This is a genomic window from Intrasporangium sp. Soil_C_50 (assembly GCF_057656595.1).
Genome location: NZ_JBDGKB010000004.1, coordinates 124,810 through 141,398 on the forward strand (window position 1 = coordinate 124,810; position 16,589 = coordinate 141,398).

Here is a 16,589-nt window from a genome sequence, read left to right on the forward strand (position 1 = left end):
GCCACACGCTAGCGGTCCACGATGCGCGGCGAGCGCAGGCGTGCAGCAGGCGGGCACTAGGTTGGGAGGATGGCCACCCCGAGCCGCAGCCTGGCCGACGACATCCGCGGGCGCAGTGACGCCGAGCTCGTCGACCTCGTGCTCGCACGGCCCGACCTCGCCCGCCCTGCACCCGCCGACCTCACGGGCCTCGCGGCGAGAGCCAGCACCCGGGCCAGCGTCCAACGAGCCGTCGAGGCGCTCGACCGAGGCCACCTGCAGGTGCTCGAGGCGCTCCTCGTCGCCGGCGACGTCGTCCCGCGCGAGCGCGTCCGCGAGCTGCTCGGCACCGACGACGCGACGCTCGTCGACACGCTCGTCGAGGACCTGTGGCGGCGGGCGCTCGTCTGGCGCGGAGCCGACGGCGAGCACGTCGTGCGCACCGTGCCCGAGGTGCTCGGCACCTCGGTGGCCGGGCTCGGGCCGCCGCTGGGCGAGCTGCGCCAGACCTTCGTGCCCGAGGACGCCGACCCCGCCGCCATCGAGCAGGCCCTCGCAGAGGCGCCGTCGGAGGCGCGCGCCATGCTCGAGCGGATGATGTGGGGACCGCCTCTCGGAGTCCTGCCGACCGGGCCCGCCGGGCGCTCGACGGCCCGCTGGTTGCTCGAGCGGCATCTCCTCGTCACGGTCGCCTCCGACCGGGTCATGCTGCCCCGCGAGGTCGGGCTGGCCCTGCGCGACGGGCGCGTGCACCGCGCCCCTGAGCTGACGCCACCGGCCATCGCCTCCCGTGCCGTGTCCCTCGTCGACGCCGTCGCCGGCGGGGCCGCGAGCGAGCTGCTGACCCACGTCGACGAGCTCGCCGCCGCGTGGGGCGCCGAGCCGCCGCGGGTGCTGCGCGCGGGTGGGCTGTCGGTGCGCGACCTGCGCGGCACAGAGGAGGCGCTCGACGTCGCCACCGACCGCACGGCGTTCGTCGTCGAGGTGACGCACGCCGCGGGGCTCGTCGCCGACGACGGCGAGGTCGTACCCGTGTGGGCTCCCACCTCCGAGATCGACGACTGGAGCAGCGCCGAGTCCGGTCACCGCTGGGCCACGCTCGCTCTGGCCTGGTTCGCCTCGACCCGGGCGCCGCACCTCGTCGGGCAGCGCGCGTCCGGCAGCGGCACGGTCAACGCGCTGGGCCCGGACGTGCAGTGGCCGGCGATCCGGGCCGTGCGGCGCGACGTGCTCCGCGAGCTCGCCTCCCTCGAGCCAGGACAGGCCGCCGACGCCGAGTCGCTGCGGGCCCGCCTGACGTGGCGCCGGCCGAACCGGCCCGCGGCCGTGCTCGGCGAGGCCGTCGACGCGGTGCTGCGCGAGGCCGAGTGGCTCGGCGTCACCGGACGTGGGGCCCTCTCGCCGGCCGGGCGCGTCCTCGTCGACGACGCGCCGGGCGAGGGCGAGGACCGGGTCGCTGCCGTGGCCGCCGCGATGTCGCCGCACCTGCCCGCGCCGGTCGACCACGTGCTCGTCCAGGCCGACCTCACCGCCGTCGCCCCGGGGCCTCTCGTCGGCGGTCTCGGCTCGTTCATGCGGTTGTCCGCCGACGTCGAGTCGCGCGGCGGCGCCACCGTGTACCGGTTCACGCCCGAGTCGGTGCGCCGGGCCCTCGATGCCGGCTGGAGCGCCGCGGAGTTCCTCGACACGGTGCGCCGCTCGAGCCGCACGCCGGTGCCGCAGCCGCTCGAGTACCTCGTCACCGACGTCGCACGCCGGCACGGGCAGACCCGCATCGGCGGGGCGGCCGCGTACGTGCGCTCCGACGACGAGTCGGTCCTCGACACGATGCTCGCCTCGCGCGACCTCGCTCCTCTGCAGCTGCGCCGGCTCGCGCCCACGGTGCTCGTGTCCACCGCCAACCCGCGCACTCTTGTCGACCTGCTCCGCGACAACGGGTTCGCGCCCGTCCACGAGGGGTCCGACGGCACCGTCGTGCACGCCGAGACGCCGAAGCGTCGGGCGGGGTCACGGCGTCGCGGACCCGGCCCGGTCGTGTCGCCGGTCGACCGCGACTTCACCCGCTCGCTCGTGTCGGGACTGCGGGTCGCCGAGGCCACTGCGGTGCAGCGACGCGCCGACGAGGAGGCCCGCCCGGGCCCGCGCCTGGAGTCGATGGACCCTGTCGTGACGCTGTCGCTGCTGCGCGACGCCGTCGCCGACCGGCACGGCGTGTGGATCGGCTACTCCGACGGCCACGGCACGACGACGCGTCACCTCATCCACCCCCAGCGGGTCGAGGGCGGGCGCGTCCGGGCCACCGACGAGTCCGGCCACGAGAAGTCGTGGTCGGTGCACCGCATCACCGGCGCCAGCCTCGAGGCCTGAGCGGGCTTGGCAGGCAACGGAAGTCGCGACGGCCACCGGCCGGCGTACGTCCTGCACGACCACCGGAAACCGCGACCGCACTTCGACCTGCGACTCGAGGAGGGCGGCGTGCTGCGCTCGTGGGCGGTGCCGAAGGGCCTGCCCACGTCGAGCCGGCACGACCGGCTGGCCGTCGCCGTGGACGACCACGCGATGGACCACCTCGACTACACCGACGCCGACAAGTCCGTCGCCGACACCGGCTGGTGGGAGGAGGAGTCGCGCGACGACCACCGGATGGTCTTCGTCCTGCACGGGCGGGGTCCGGCGAGGCGGTACGCGCTGATCCGCACCGACCGCGACTGGCTGCTCCACCTGACCAAGGACCAGCCGGGCGCGTGACCCGGAAGCCGGTCAGGCGCCGGCGAGGGCCCGCACGACGTTGCTCGGGCTCGGTCGGCCGAGCTGTCCGGCCATCCACACCGAGGTCTCGACGAGCGCGTCGAGGTCGACACCGGTCTCGACGCCGGCACCGTGGAGCGCCCACACGAGGTCCTCGGTGGCGAGGTTGCCCGTGGCCGACTTCGCGTACGGGCAGCCCCCGAGACCACCGGCCGACGCGTCGACCACCGACACGCCGTCGCGCAGCGCCGCCATGGTGTTCGCGAGCGCCTGGCCGTACGTGTCGTGGAAGTGCACGGCGACGCGGTCGGTACCGATCCCCTTGCGGGACAGGGCTTCCAGCAGCCGGTGCACGTGGCCGGTCGTGCCGACGCCGATGGTGTCGCCGAGGCTCAGCTCGTGGCAGCCGAGGTCCATGAGCCGCTCGGCGGTGTCGACGACCTGCTCGACGGGCACCGGCCCCTCCCACGGGTCGCCGAAGCACATCGACACGTAGGCGCGCACCCACATGTCGTCGGCGAGCGCCCGCTTCACGACCGGCTCGAACATCGCGTACTGCTCGGCGACGGAGCGGTTGAGGTTCTTCCGGGCGAAGGTCTCGGTGGCCGAGCCGAAGATCGCGATGGCCGTGAGGCCGAGCTCCTCGGCGCGGTCGAGGCCCCGCTCGTTCGGCACGAGGGCGGGGCGACGTCGCCCGAGACCGTCGGCGCCGAGCGCGCCGAGCACCTCCTCGGCGTCACCCATCTGCGGCACCCACCTCGCCGGCACGAACGAGGTCGTCTCGATGGTGCCGAGCCCGGCGGCCTCGAGGCGCCGGATGAACTCGACCTTCGTCGCGGCCGGAACGACGGTCTTCTCGTTCTGGAGGCCGTCACGCGGGCCGACCTCGTAGATCGTCACCTGGGGTGGCAGCCCCGTCGCCGCCTCGACCTGTGGGGATCGCATTCGACCATACTGTCACCACGGCACCCGCCACCGGTTCGAGGTATTCGACGACCGCCGGCGGTCGCGGAATACCTCGAACGGGCGAAATGGTTGACCACTGACGATGAATGACGGACCCCTGATCGTCCAGAGCGACAAGACGCTGCTCCTCGAGGTTGACCACCCGAACGCCGAGGCCGCGCGTCGGGCCATCGCCCCCTTCGCCGAGCTCGAGCGCGCCCCCGAGCACGTGCACACCTACCGCATCACCCCCCTCGGCCTGTGGAACGCTCGCGCCGCAGGGCACGACGCCGAGCAGGTCGTCGACGCCCTGATGACGCACAGCCGGTACGCCGTGCCGAACGCGCTGCTGGTCGACGTCGCCGACACCATGGACCGCTACGGCCGGCTCACCCTCGAGAAGGAGGGCTTTGCCGACTCCCCCGAGGGCACGCGTCTCGTGCTGCGCACCACCGACCGTCCGGTGCTCGAGGAGGTGCTGCGGCACAAGAAGATCAAGCCGCTGACCGGTGAGCGGATCGACGACCTCGCGGTCACGGTGCACCCGAGCGAGCGCGGCACCCTCAAGCAGGAGCTGCTCAAGGTCGGCTGGCCGGCCGAGGACCTCGCCGGCTACGTCGACGGCGAGGCCCACCCCATCGACCTGCGCCAGGACGGCTGGTCGCTGCGGCCCTACCAGCAGCACGCCGTCGACGGGTTCTGGCACGGCGGCTCAGGCGTGGTCGTGCTGCCCTGCGGCGCCGGCAAGACGCTCGTCGGCGCCGGTGCGATGGCCGCCGCCAAGGCCACCACGCTCATCCTGGTGACGAACACCGTCAGCGCCCGGCAGTGGAAGGACGAGCTCCTGCGCCGCACGAGCCTCACCGAGGACGAGATCGGCGAGTACTCCGGCGCCCGCAAGGAGATCCGCCCCGTCACCATCGCGACCTACCAGGTGCTGACGACCCGCCGGAAGGGCACCTACACCCACCTCGACCTGCTCGACGCCCGTGACTGGGGCCTCGTCGTCTACGACGAGGTGCACCTGCTGCCGGCCCCGATCTTCCGGATGACCGCCGACCTGCAGGCGCGCCGTCGCCTCGGTCTGACCGCCACCCTCGTGCGCGAGGACGGCCGGGAGGCCGACGTCTTCAGCCTCATCGGCCCGAAGCGCTTCGACGCGCCGTGGAAGGACATCGAGGCGCAGGGCTACATCGCGCCCGCCGACTGCGTCGAGGTACGCATCACCCTGCCCGAGGGCCAGCGCCTCGCCTACGCGACGAGCGAGCCCGAGGACCGCTACCGGCTCGCCTCGTGCACCGACGCCAAGCTGTCGGTCGTCGAGACGCTGGCGAAGAAGCACGCCGGCGAGCCGACGCTCGTCATCGGCCAGTACCTCGACCAGCTGCACGAGGTGGCCGAGCGGCTCGCCGCCGACGTCATCACCGGCGAGACGACCGTCAAGGAGCGTCAGCGCCTCTACGACGCGTTCCGCACCGGCGAGATCAGCACCCTCGTCGTCAGCAAGGTCGCGAACTTCTCCATCGACCTGCCGGAGGCGAGCGTCGCGATCCAGGTCAGCGGCACGTTCGGCTCGCGCCAGGAGGAGGCCCAGCGCCTCGGACGCGTGCTGCGCCCCAAGGGCGACGGCCGCACCGCGCACTTCTACACGGTCGTCTCGCGCGACACGGTGGACGCCGACTTCGCCGCCCACCGCCAGCGCTTCCTCGCCGAGCAGGGTTACGCCTACCGGATCGTCGACGCCGACGACCTCTGACGCGTCGCGCCCGCACGCGCGACGCGTCAGGCGCGCCGCGTCAGTCGCGGGGCCCGAGCATGGGTGGGGCCCCGTCCGCTCTGGTCGGACGAGGCCCCTGGGGAAGCCGGCACGGGGGTGCCGGTGTGGTCCGCGGACCGGTGCCCGCCCCGTGAGCCGGGCCGCGGACCGACTCGGTCACTCAGCGCCGGTAGCGGTCACCGGAGTGGTGGCTCGAGCCGTCTCGGGACCCGGTCCACGACGCGTACCGGGCACCATCGCGGGACCCGTCACGCGAACCGTCACGGGACCCGTCACGCGAGCCGTCGCCGTCGCAGCGGCCGTCGCGGCCGTCCCGCCCGTCGCGGCTCCAGCTGTGCCAGAAGACGCGGTCGCGCCGCGCGTCGGCCAGAGCGCGTACGACACCCTCCTTCGTCGTCTGGGACTGCACCGTCGTGCGGAGGTCCGCCAGGGCCGTGCGGGCCTTCTCGAGGCGGGCGGCCGCGCGGGCCTTCTGCTCGGCCGTGAGTCGGTCACTCGCCTGGACCTTCTCGGCGAGGGCGACGACGCGAGCCGCCTGCCGGTCGATCGCGGCCGTGACGCGGGCCTTGAGCTCGTCGAGCGTGAGACTCGCGAAGCCGGGGCCGTCACCGGTGTGGGCCGGCGCGAGGGCGTGGACGGCGGGTGGGCTCGCCGTGACCGGCGTCGCGCCTGCCGTGGTGGCGGTGACGACGCCCGACGTGGCGAGGATGGCTGCCGCAGTGGCGGCGGCGCGGACCGTGGTGCTCTTCGACAACTCGACCAGCTCCTTTGCAAAACCCCCATGGTGTTGCTTCGGACCTCTACCAGTCTGCCCGAAATGTCCGATTGCGCCACTGGAGCCGGATCGAGGCATGCAGCAGGTTCACAGCAAACGTGCAGGAGGGTTCCCAGTGAACTCCCAGCAAACGTGCCGAGACTGTTCACGTGGACACCCAGACCGCCCCGGCCCCCGAGGCCAGACTGCTCATCGTCGAGGACGAGCCGAACATCCGTGAGCTGCTCGCGACCTCCCTGCGCTTCGCCGGCTTCGAGGTCGAGACCGCCGCCGACGGCACGAGCGCCCTCGCCATGGCCGAGGAGACCGAGCCCGACCTCGTCGTCCTCGACGTCATGCTCCCGGACGTCGACGGCTTCGAGGTGACGCGCCGCCTGCGCGACCGCGGCCGCCAGCAGCCGATCGTCTTCGTGACGGCCCGCGACGCCACCGGCGACAAGATCCAGGGCCTCACGGTCGGCGGCGACGACTACGTCACCAAGCCGTTCAGCCTCGAGGAGGTCATCGCCCGCATCCGGGCCGTGCTGCGCCGGACGCGAGGGGCGATCGACGAGTCGGCGACGCTGCGCTTCCATGACCTCGAGCTCAACGAGGACTCCCACGAGGTGCGTCGCGGCGGCCGCGTCATCGACCTGTCCCCCACCGAGTTCAAGCTGCTGCGCTATCTGCTGCTGAACCCGAACCGGGTGCTGTCCAAGCTGCAGATCCTCGACCATGTCTGGGACTACGACTTCCGCGGCGAGTCAGGCATCGTGGAGTCGTACATCTCCTACCTGAGGCGCAAGATCGATGCCGACGGGCCGTCGCTCATCCACACGAAGCGCGGCGTGGGCTACGTCCTGCGCGTACCGCCCGAGACGACGAGCTGACCCGAGCCGATCCACCCGACGGAGCCTGCATGATCCCCGAGCCGGCCACCGGAGCACCCGAACGCCCGGCGCGCCCGACCCGTGGGCGGCGCCGTGCTTTCGGCCGGCTGCGCGCCCTCCCGCTGCGCTGGCGCCTGCTCGGCGTCGCGCTCGGGCTCATCCTCGTCGCGCTGTCGATCGTCACGCTCGTCGTCAGCGCCCTGCTGCGCCAGTACCTGATCGGGCAGTCCGACCAGGAGCTGGCCGTCTACGCCGACAGCATCCAGCGCTACCAGGCCCAGGATCTCATCCAGGGCAAGCCGCTGCTGCCGAGCGGCTTCACGCTGCGGCTCATGCCGGTGGGGTCCACCCAGACGATCAACCTCGGCGAGGCGGCCACCGAGCCCGATGACTCGCCCGCCCTGCCGCGCCTCGGGCCCGAGGACACGTACGTCGAGACCGGGGAGTCGTTCCAGGTGGCCTCCGAGTCCGGCGGCAGCAGCTGGCTGGCCATGGCGAGGCCCACGGCCGACGACAAGGCGGCCTTCATCGTCGCGCTGCCGCTGCGCGGCCTCGAGAGCACCGTGCAGCAGTTCATCTGGTACGCCGTCGCGATCGGCGTCATCGTGCTGCTGGTCTGCGCCGCCCTCGGCTGGTACCTCGTCAGGCGCACCTTCCGGCCCCTCACCCGCATCGAGGACACCGCCGCCCAGATCGCGGGCGGCGACCTCACCCGACGCGTCGCCGTGCCCGACACCGAGGACGAGGTGGCCTCCCTCTCGCGCTCGCTCAACTCGATGCTCGGCCGCATCGAGCAGAGCTTCGCCGTCCGCGAGGCCAACGAGGCCAAGATGCGGCGGTTCATCGCCGACGCCTCGCACGAGCTGCGCACCCCGCTCGCCGCCGTGGGTGGGTACGCCGAGCTGTACCGCCAGGGCGCGCTGCCCACCGCCGACGCGGTGACCGGCGCGATGGGCCGCATCGAGAGCGAGAGCCAGCGCATGAGCGGGCTCGTCGAGGACCTGCTCACCCTGGCCCGGCTCGACGGCGAGCGCCCGCTCGAGATCCAACCCGTCGACCTCGCCGTCCTGGCCGCCGACGCCGCCCAGGACGCCCGCACCATCGCCCCCGACCGGCACGTCATCGCCACCGGCATCCACGGCCCGATCGGCCCGACCGAGCTCGAGGCCGACGAGCGCCAGCTGCGCCAGGTGGTCACCAACCTCGTGACGAACGCCCGCATCCACACGCCCCCGGGGACGCCCGTCGAGATCCTCGTCGGACGCGTCGACCCGGCCCACGTCGCCCTCCACGTCCGCGACCACGGGCCCGGCATCCCGGCCGAGGCCCGGGCCAGCGTCTTCGAGCGGTTCTACCGCGCCGACACCTCCCGCAGCCGTGGCAAGGGCGGGGGCAACGGCCTGGGCCTGGCCATCGTCGAGGCCATCGTCGAGGCCCACCGCGGATCGGTCCGCGTCGACGAGACGCCCGGCGGCGGTGCGACATTCGTCGTCGAGCTGCCCGTCCACCCGGCCCGGCACGATCGCACAGGCGATTCCTAGGAAGGCCACAACGCGGTCAAAAGCTGCCCCGGTGTCATGGATGTCAGGCAACCAGACGAGGAGGAGCCATGACCCTGGCACCTGACAACACCCAGCGGATCCCGCAAGGCGGCGACTACTACAGCCAGTCCGCGCCGCCGCCCCCGCCCGCGTTCGGGCAGGGCCAGCAGACGCCTCCGCCCCCGCCGCGCAAGGACCGCCGCGTCGGCCAGACGGCCGTCACCGCCCTCCTCGCCGCCGTCCTCGCGAGCGGCGGCACGTACGCCGTCACGCAGCTGAACGCTCAGGACACCGCCACGCCGTCGGCGTCCTCCTCCTCGAGCACGACGCAGGGGTCCACGCAGGGTTCCTCGCCCACGGTCATCCAGGGCAACGCCTCGAGCCCCGACTGGACCGCCGTCGCCAAGGCCGCCGCACCGAGCGTCGTCAGCATCGACGTGACGACGCAGCAGGGCGAGGCCGCCGGCTCCGGGGTCATCTTCGACAAGGCCGGCCACATCCTGACCAACAACCACGTCGTCGGCGACGCGTCAGGCGGGCAGGGCCAGATCACCGTGACGCTCTCCGACGGGCGCACCTACGGCGCGACGATCGTCGGCACCGACCCGTCGACCGACCTCGCCGTCATCAAGCTCAGCTCGGTCCCGAGCGACATCACCCCGATCACCCTCGGCAACTCCGAGGCGCTCAAGGTCGGCGACCCGGTCATGGCCGTGGGCAACCCGCTGGGCCTGTCGGGCACCGTGACCACCGGCATCGTGTCGGCGCTCAACCGCCCGGTCAGCACCAGCACCGCGGACCAGAACCAGAACCAGTCACCGTTCGGCCAGCAGCAGCAGGGCAGCACCGGCAACGAGGTCGTCACCAACGCGATCCAGACCTCGGCCGCCATCAACCCCGGCAACTCCGGTGGGGCCCTCGTCAACTCCAAGGGCGAGCTCGTCGGCATCAACAGCTCGATCGCCTCGCTGAGCCAGGGGTCCTCCGGCCAGAGCGGCAACATCGGCATCGGCTTCGCCATCCCGGTCAAGGAGGCCAAGTCCATCGCCGAGCAGCTCATCAAGAGCGGCAAGGCCGAGCACGCCTTCCTCGGTGTGACGCTGCGCGACACGACCGTCACCGACGGCTCGGCCAAGCGCGCCGGCGCGCAGGTCGCCTCGGTCCAGAGCGGGACTCCCGCGGCGAACGCCGGTCTCAAGAACGGTGACGTCGTCATCGCCGCCGACGGCCAGCGCATCGACTCGGCCACGGCCCTCGTCGCCCAGATCCGCGAGATGACGGCCGGCGACAAGACGACCCTGACGGTCATCCGGGGCGGCCAGCGACAGGACGTCCAGGTGACCCTGGCCGTCAAGCCCGGCGCCACGGGCTGACACCGACGCGGCGGTGGCCCGATGCTCCCCGGGCCGCCGCCGACACAGCTCCGACCGCGCCGCGCTCCGAACCCCTGACCGGAGGCGGCGCGGGCGGACCACGCTCCCGGGGTGGGAGTGACGGGTGGCACCCGAGCGCGGTGGGTGCCACCCCTCGTGCGCACCCGGTCGACGATTCGGGAGGCACCCGGCCCGACGCGTACCCTTGCGCGGTGAGTGAGACCGAGAACGAGCTGGACCCCGCCGCCGTCGTGCGCCTCGACCCCCAGGACGTCGCCACGGCCGTGCGGGTCCTCGGCCTCGCACCCTCGCTCGACCTCGACGATCCCGACTTCGAGACCCTCAAGCGCGCCGCGTCGCTGATGTACAAGCGGCTCAAGAAGGACCGTCGCAACGCGAAGACGTGGGCCGAGCGCAAGGCCGACCGGCAGGTCATCGAGTCGACGGCCACCGGCTCGCCGATGCGGATCGACGACGAAACCAAGGGAATCCCCTTGGTGTCCAACGCAACCGGCGCCTACGCAGGTGAGCTGGTCAACCCGCGCGGCTGCTACATCTGCAAGCGCGACTACACGCTCGTCGACGCGTTCTACCACTGGCTCTGCCCCGAGTGCGCGGCGTTCAGCCACGCCAAGCGCGACCAGCGCACCGACCTCACCGGCAAGCGCGCCCTGCTGACCGGCGGCCGGGCGAAGATCGGGATGTACATCGCGCTGCGGCTGCTGCGCGACGGCGCGCACACGACGATCACGACGCGCTTCCCGAAGGATGCGATGCGCCGGTTCTCCTCGATGGAGGACTCGGCCGACTGGATCGACCGGCTCAAGATCGTGGGCATCGACCTGCGCGACCCGACGCAGGTGGTCGCCCTCGCCGACGAGGTGTCGTCGGCCGGCCCGCTCGACATCCTCGTGAACAACGCGGCACAGACGGTGCGCCGCTCCCCCGGCGCGTACAGCAACCTCGTCGAGCTCGAAGGTGCACCGCTGCCCGACGGCACGGCGCTGCCGGAGATGGTGACCTTCGACCGGATCAGCGAGGCGCACCCGGCCTCCATCGCCGGCGCGCTCAGGGGCCACGCCGTCGCCCACCACGACGGCGAGTCGGTCGAGCACGCACTCGCGGCCCAGACCGCCGCGTCGATGACCGCCCTGGCCCTGACGGCCGGCCACGCGAGTCTCGAGGCGCACCGCGCCGGCACCGCCGTCGACGCCGGCGGGCTGCTGCCCGACCTCCAGCGCAACAACTCGTGGACCCAGAAGGTCGAGGAGGTCGACCCGCTCGAGCTGCTCGAGGTGCAGCTGTGCAACTCGACCGCGCCGTTCATCCTCGTCTCGCGGCTGCGCCCGGCGATGCGCGCGGCGGTCGCCGCCGGGGCCCGACGCGCCTACGTCGTCAACGTGTCCGCGATGGAGGGCCAGTTCTCCCGCCGATACAAGGGCCCGGGCCACCCGCACACGAACATGGCCAAGGCCGCGCTCAACATGATGACTCGCACGAGCGCCGGCGAGATGTTCGAGACCGACCGCATCCTCATGACGGCCGTCGACACCGGCTGGATCACCGACGAGCGGCCGCACGACGAGAAGCTGCGCATCGCCGCCGAGGGCTGGCACGCACCCCTCGACCTCGTCGACGGCGCCGCCCGCGTCTACGACCCGATCGTGCGCGGCGAGGCCGGCGAGGACCTCTACGGCTGCTTCGTCAAGGACTACGAGCCCAGCCCCTGGTGACGGGGCCAGGCGTACCCTCGCGGACATGATCACCGCCGTGCACAACCTCGTGTACTCCGACGACGCCGCCGCGACCCGCGCCTTCTTCCGCGACGTGCTGCAGTGGCCGTTCGTCGCCGACACCGGCACGAGCCCCGATTCCACCGGCGCCGACGCGTGGCTCATCTTCGGGACCGGTCCGAGCGAGCTGGGCGTCCACCCGACCCGAGGACCCGAGGGGTCGGACTGGAGCGCGCCCCGCCACCACGCCATCTCCCTCATGTGCGACGACCTCGCTGCGACGATGGCCGACCTCGCCTCTCGCGGGGCGCAGTTCACGACCGAGCCGGCCGACCACGGTTACGGCCTCGTCGTCATGATGGCCGTGCCGGGCGCCGACGACGTCCAGCTGTACGAGCCGCACCACACCACGGCCTACGACCGCTGAGCCGCCTCGACGGCACCACGGTCAGGTGGGCGGCTTTGCGTACCAGATCTCGGCGTACGGGTCGACGACCCATCCACCTTGCGCCGCAAGAGGTCTCACGGCGTTGACGTCACGCCACCGCCCCGAAGGTCGTACGGGACTCAAGGGCCTCGCGCAGCTCGGCGTCGGCGTCGACGAGCGAGCGTCGTACCGCCGGGGTCAGGTCGTGGCGTGCGAGGGTGTCGGCGCTGAGACGGGCCGTGTCATCGGTGAAGACCTTCGGGAACGCCACGAGCACGACGCGCGACAGGGCGTCCTCGCCGACCCAGCCGGACATGGCCGGGACGTCGGAGAAGTAGCGGGTCACGTAGTCGGTGACGAGGGCGTCGTCGGGCGCCATCCAGAAACCGCGGGCCAGGTGCACCATCTCGTAGTTGGAGCGCCCGTGCCGCCCGGTCAGCTGGTCCCAGGCCCACGCCTTGTCGTCGGCCGCCGGCAGCGACGCCCGGCACATGAGGGCGTTGAGCGCACCCTGCAGCGTGTCGTCCTTCGCCCGGAACGCGTCGACGCCGGGGACGTCGAGCAGCCCTCGCGAGGCGAGGTTGCGCACGACGATCCAGCGGAAGTCGCCGTCGTCGGACAGTCCCTCGGGCAGCTGGCTGCCGTCGGCCCAGGCACGCAGCAGGGACTCGTCGTCGCTCGTGCCGGCGAGCAGCCGGGCCGCGGCCAGCGACTCGGTCGATCCGGCCGGGGCCCGGTCCAGCAGGGAGGCTGCGGCCGAGGCGAGCCGCGCGACGGCGGCGGCCTGCGCCGGGCGCGGGACGAAGAACGGCACGATGCGGTGCTCGGCGTAGGCTGCCATGCGGGTCAGGATCGAGGAGTTGGTCTCGTGCGGCCACGCGGCGTCGAAGACGTCGAGGAAGGCGTCGGGGGCAACCGACGCGCCGTGGACGCCGTCGACGAGCGCCGACCACACGACCGCTCGGGCCTGCGGGTCGGGCACCTGGGCCAGCTGGTCGGGCAGCGCCGCGACCGTCGCGTCGGACAGGAGCACGCGCGCCCACGTGAGGTCGGACGCATTGGGCACGAGCACTGCGGGGACCTCGCCGCCGGCGAGCGCGTCGAGCGGCGTCCTGTCGGTGGTGACCGTGGTCGAGACCCGGCCCACCTCGCGACCGTCGGTCCAGCCCGCGACGTCGAAGGCGTGCGGGCGGTCGGCCGGGTGCGCGGCCGGGGCCTGTCGGGTGACCGAGGCGCTCTCGACGAGACCGCCCTGCGCGTCGACCTCCACGGAGATCGTGTCGCGGTCGGCGGTGAGCAGCCAGCCCTTCGACCACGCGGTGAGGTCCTTGCCACTCGCCCGCTCGATGGCGCTGAGGAAGTCGGAGAGGGTGCCGTTGCCGTAGGAGGTGTCGGCCAGGTAGGTGCGCACCCCCGCGATGAACGCGTCGTCGCCGACGTAGGCGATGAGCTGGCGCAGCGCGGCGGCGCCCTTGGCGTAGGAGATGCCGTCGAAGTTCTGCAGAGCGCTCTGGGCGTCGAGGGCCTCGACGCCGGCCACGGGGTGGGTCGAGGGCGAGCGCTCGGCCCCGTAGCCCCACACCTTGCGCACGATCGAGGAGTCGACCCAGGCGTCGGTGTACTCGGTGGCGTCGACGAGGCAGCGGTGCGACATGTACTCGGCGAACGACTCGTTGAGCCAGAGGTCGTCCCACCACTTCATCGTCACGAGGTCGCCGAACCACATGTGCGACATCTCGTGGCTGACCGTGTTGGCGCGCGTCAGCAGCTCGTCGCGCGTCGCGGCCCCCCGGTAGAGGTACTGGTCGCGGAAGGTCACGCAGCCCGGGTTCTCCATCGCACCCGCGTTGAACTCCGGCACGAAGACCTGGTGGTACTCCCCGAACGGGTACCGGATGCCGAAGAGGCCGTGGAAGTAGTCGAAGGAGCGGCGCGTGACGTCGAGGATCTCCGCGGCGTGGCGCTCGAGCGGCTCCTTGAGCGAGGCGCGGGCGTGCACGCCGAGCGGGATGCCGTCGTGCTCGGCCCGGACGGAGACGTACGGCCCGGCGCAGACCGTGACGAAGTAGGTGGCGAGCGGACGGGTCGTCGCCAGCACCCAGGTGCCCGGCTCGACCTGCTCGGCGGCGCCGTTGCCGATGACGACCCACTCGCGCGGGGCCCGGACGGTGACGTCGTAGGGGGCCTTGAGGTCGGGCTGGTCGAAGCAGGCGTAGACGCTGGGGGCGGCGTCGAGGAAGAGGTGTCCGTAGACGTAGTCGAGGCCGTCGGCCGGGTCGGTGGCCCGGTGCAGGCCCTGGCCGTCGTGGCTGTACTCCATCGTCGCGACGACGACGAGCTCGTTGTCGGCTGCGAGACCCGGGAGCTCGAGCCGTCCGTCGACGACCCCTGCCGGGTCCAGAGCCGCACCGTTGAGGGTCGCGGACTCGACCGAGCGCGCCTTGACGTCGACCCAGGATCCCTCGCCGGGTGTCGCGGAGGTGAACCGCACCGTCGAGCGGGAGCCGAACACGTCGGGTCCCTGGTCGAGGTCGAGGTCGACCGTGTACGAGGTGACGGTGAGCAGCGAGGATCGCTCGCGGGCTTCGGCCAGGGTGAGACTGCGCATGGGAGCGAGCCTGCCAGATGGCGCGGCCCGGCGTCGCCGGGATACCCCGTCAGTGCTGGAGCGGGCCGCCCGCCATCTGCTCGAGGCGCGCGATGCGGCGGTCCATCGGCGGGTGGGTGGAGAGGAACCGGGTGACGTCCTGGGCCCGGAACGGGTTGGCGATCATCATGTGGCTCGCGTTGACGATGTCCTGCTGCGGTGGCAGCGGGGCGCGAGCGACGCCGGTCTCGAGCTTGCGCAGGGCCGAGGCGAGGGCGAGCGGGTCGCCGGTCAGTGCGGCGCCGTCCTCGTCGGCGTCGAACTCGCGGGTGCGGCTGATGGCCATCTGGATGAGGACGGCGGCGAGCGGGGCGAGCAGGCTCATGACGAGCAGCGCGAACGGGTTGGGGCGGTCGTCGTCGTTGCCGCCACCGCCGAACATGCTCGTGAACATCAGCATCTGGCCGATGGAGGTGATGACACCGGCGACTGCCGCCGCGACCGAGCTGGTGAGGATGTCGCGGTTGTAGACGTGCATGAGCTCGTGGCCGAGGACGCCCCGCAGCTCGCGCTCGTCGAGCAGCTGCAGGATGCCCTCGGTGCAGCAGACCGCGGCGTTCTTGGGGTTGCGGCCCGTGGCGAAGGCGTTGGGCGCCTGGGTCGGGGAGATGTAGAGGCGCGGCATCGGTTTGCCCGCTCGCGTCGAGAGCTCGCGGACGATGCGGTACATCGCCGGGGCCTGCGCCTCGGACACCGGGTAGGCGTGCATGGCGCGGATGGCCAGCTTGTCGGAGTTCCAGTAGCCGTAGAACGTCGTCGCGACGCCGATGAGCGCGAAGACCCAGATGTAGCGGCCGCCGGCGACGAAGGCGCCGATCCCGAGCAACAGGGCCCAGATGCCGCCGAAGAGGGCGGCGGTCTTGAGCCCGTTGAAGTGGTTGTGCATGTCGGGTCAACGCGCGGAGCACGGGCGCGGTTCCCTCGGCTGGGCGTTCGCTGGGAGCTGGGAGTGACGGACACCACAGCAGATGACCATTCAACTACTACATGTCGTACTACGCGTCGTAGTAGTTTCGCAGTGTCAGGAACCGACCCGGGGACACAGCCCCGATCCTCACACCAGGAGGCGCAATCATGCGCAAGACGCTCGACAGGCTCATCTCGTGGACCGGCCTCATCGTGGCCGCCGTCCTGCTCGTCGCCGGAGGCTTGATGACCTACGCGAGCACCTTCATCGGCGACCAGGTCCAGCAGCAGCTGGTCCAGCAGGACATCACGATGCCGGCCGCGGCCGCGATCGCGAAGATGGCTCCGGCAGACAAGGCCGCCCTGGAGCCGTGGGCCGACGGCCAGACGAAGATGACGACCGGTGAGCAGGCCAAGGCCTTCGCCGACCACTACATCCTCGTCCACATGAACGCCGCGTCGGACAACCGGACCTACGAGCAGGTCTCGGGCGAGTTCATGACCCTGACCAAGGACGCCAACGCCGACCAGGCGAAGGTCGCAGAGCTCGGCCAGCTGCGCCAGACCCTCTTCATGGGCAACACCCTGCGCGGCCTGCTCCTCAACGCCTACGCCTTCGGCACCATGGGCGCCGTCGCCGGCATCGCGGCCGTCGTGGCCTACGTGGGAGCCGGCCTGATCATCGTCCTCAGCATCCTCGGCCTGCGGCACGCCAAGCGCGTCACCGACACCGTGACCCCGGTCCCGGCCGCCCGCGGCGAGGCCCTCGCCCTCAGCTGAGGACCGGCCGCACCGAACCCGACCCCGCCGCTTCGAGGAGCGGCGGGGTCGCTTGCGCTCCGGCCCGGGACCACGCCGCCCGCTCCCCT

13 protein-coding genes are annotated in these 16,589 nt (G+C 72.3%); 9 read left to right on the plus strand and 4 right to left on the minus strand.

From position 1 onward, the window contains the following. Positions 1–69 precede the first annotated feature (69 nt). Together AC3A5R_RS12075 and AC3A5R_RS12080 are read left to right on the plus strand one after the other, a co-directional pair. Positions 70–2,346 carry a helicase-associated domain-containing protein gene (locus tag AC3A5R_RS12075; protein WP_487621003.1) on the plus strand — a complete coding sequence of 759 codons (2,277 nt, stop codon included), beginning with the start codon at positions 70–72 and terminating at the stop codon, positions 2,344–2,346. A gap of 6 nt (positions 2,347–2,352) precedes the next feature. Continuing rightward, positions 2,353–2,727 (plus strand): DNA polymerase ligase N-terminal domain-containing protein, encoded by a 375-nt coding sequence (locus AC3A5R_RS12080; RefSeq protein ID WP_487621004.1) that lies wholly within the window; start codon positions 2,353–2,355, stop codon positions 2,725–2,727. Between the two features lie 12 nt (positions 2,728–2,739). Here the strand turns inward: AC3A5R_RS12080 and AC3A5R_RS12085 are convergent, their stop codons facing one another. Continuing rightward, a complete protein-coding gene (locus AC3A5R_RS12085; RefSeq protein WP_487621005.1) occupies positions 2,740–3,672 on the minus strand; it encodes a hydroxymethylglutaryl-CoA lyase in 933 nt (310 codons plus the stop codon). A 103-nt stretch (positions 3,673–3,775) separates the two neighbouring features. On the opposite strand from AC3A5R_RS12085, the gene AC3A5R_RS12090 reads away from it, so the two are divergent. Further along, entirely contained in the window at positions 3,776–5,428 is a 1,653-nt protein-coding gene (locus AC3A5R_RS12090) for a DNA repair helicase XPB (protein ID WP_487621006.1), read from the plus strand. Positions 5,429–5,609: 181 nt separating this feature from the next. Here the strand turns inward: AC3A5R_RS12090 and AC3A5R_RS12095 are convergent, their stop codons facing one another. Beyond that, the gene (locus AC3A5R_RS12095) at positions 5,610–6,203 is read right to left on the minus strand and encodes a hypothetical protein (protein WP_487621007.1); all 594 of its coding nucleotides are present in this window, start codon (positions 6,201–6,203) and stop codon (positions 5,610–5,612) included. Between the two features lie 170 nt (positions 6,204–6,373). On the opposite strand from AC3A5R_RS12095, the gene AC3A5R_RS12100 reads away from it, so the two are divergent. From AC3A5R_RS12100 to AC3A5R_RS12120, 5 genes are all read left to right on the plus strand, one after another. Continuing rightward, positions 6,374–7,093, plus strand: a complete 720-nt coding sequence (locus AC3A5R_RS12100) for a response regulator transcription factor (protein WP_323098028.1) — start codon at positions 6,374–6,376, stop codon at positions 7,091–7,093. 29 nt (positions 7,094–7,122) lie between these two features. After that, complete coding sequence (locus tag AC3A5R_RS12105) at positions 7,123–8,634, plus strand: sensor histidine kinase (protein WP_487621008.1); 1,512 nt, start codon at positions 7,123–7,125, stop codon at positions 8,632–8,634. A 68-nt stretch (positions 8,635–8,702) separates the two neighbouring features. Next, on the plus strand, positions 8,703–10,007 hold the full coding sequence (locus AC3A5R_RS12110; protein ID WP_487621009.1) for a S1C family serine protease: 1,305 nt from the start codon (positions 8,703–8,705) through the stop codon (positions 10,005–10,007). Positions 10,008–10,219: 212 nt separating this feature from the next. Further along, the gene (locus AC3A5R_RS12115) at positions 10,220–11,740 is read left to right on the plus strand and encodes an SDR family NAD(P)-dependent oxidoreductase (protein ID WP_487621010.1); all 1,521 of its coding nucleotides are present in this window, start codon (positions 10,220–10,222) and stop codon (positions 11,738–11,740) included. Positions 11,741–11,765: 25 nt separating this feature from the next. Beyond that, complete coding sequence (locus tag AC3A5R_RS12120) at positions 11,766–12,167, plus strand: VOC family protein (protein WP_487621011.1); 402 nt, start codon at positions 11,766–11,768, stop codon at positions 12,165–12,167. 109 nt (positions 12,168–12,276) lie between these two features. Here the strand turns inward: AC3A5R_RS12120 and pepN are convergent, their stop codons facing one another. Continuing rightward, positions 12,277–14,775: an aminopeptidase N gene (pepN, locus tag AC3A5R_RS12125; protein ID WP_487621012.1), complete on the minus strand. Its 2,499-nt coding sequence runs from the start codon at positions 14,773–14,775 to the stop codon at positions 12,277–12,279. A gap of 49 nt (positions 14,776–14,824) precedes the next feature. Continuing rightward, positions 14,825–15,700, minus strand: coding sequence for a zinc metalloprotease HtpX (htpX, locus tag AC3A5R_RS12130; RefSeq protein ID WP_323098013.1), 876 nt, complete (start codon positions 15,698–15,700; stop codon positions 14,825–14,827). Between the two features lie 188 nt (positions 15,701–15,888). Between htpX and AC3A5R_RS12135 the strand changes: the two genes are divergently transcribed. Then, positions 15,889–16,500 (plus strand): hypothetical protein, encoded by a 612-nt coding sequence (locus AC3A5R_RS12135; RefSeq protein ID WP_487621013.1) that lies wholly within the window; start codon positions 15,889–15,891, stop codon positions 16,498–16,500. Positions 16,501–16,589 lie beyond the last annotated feature (89 nt).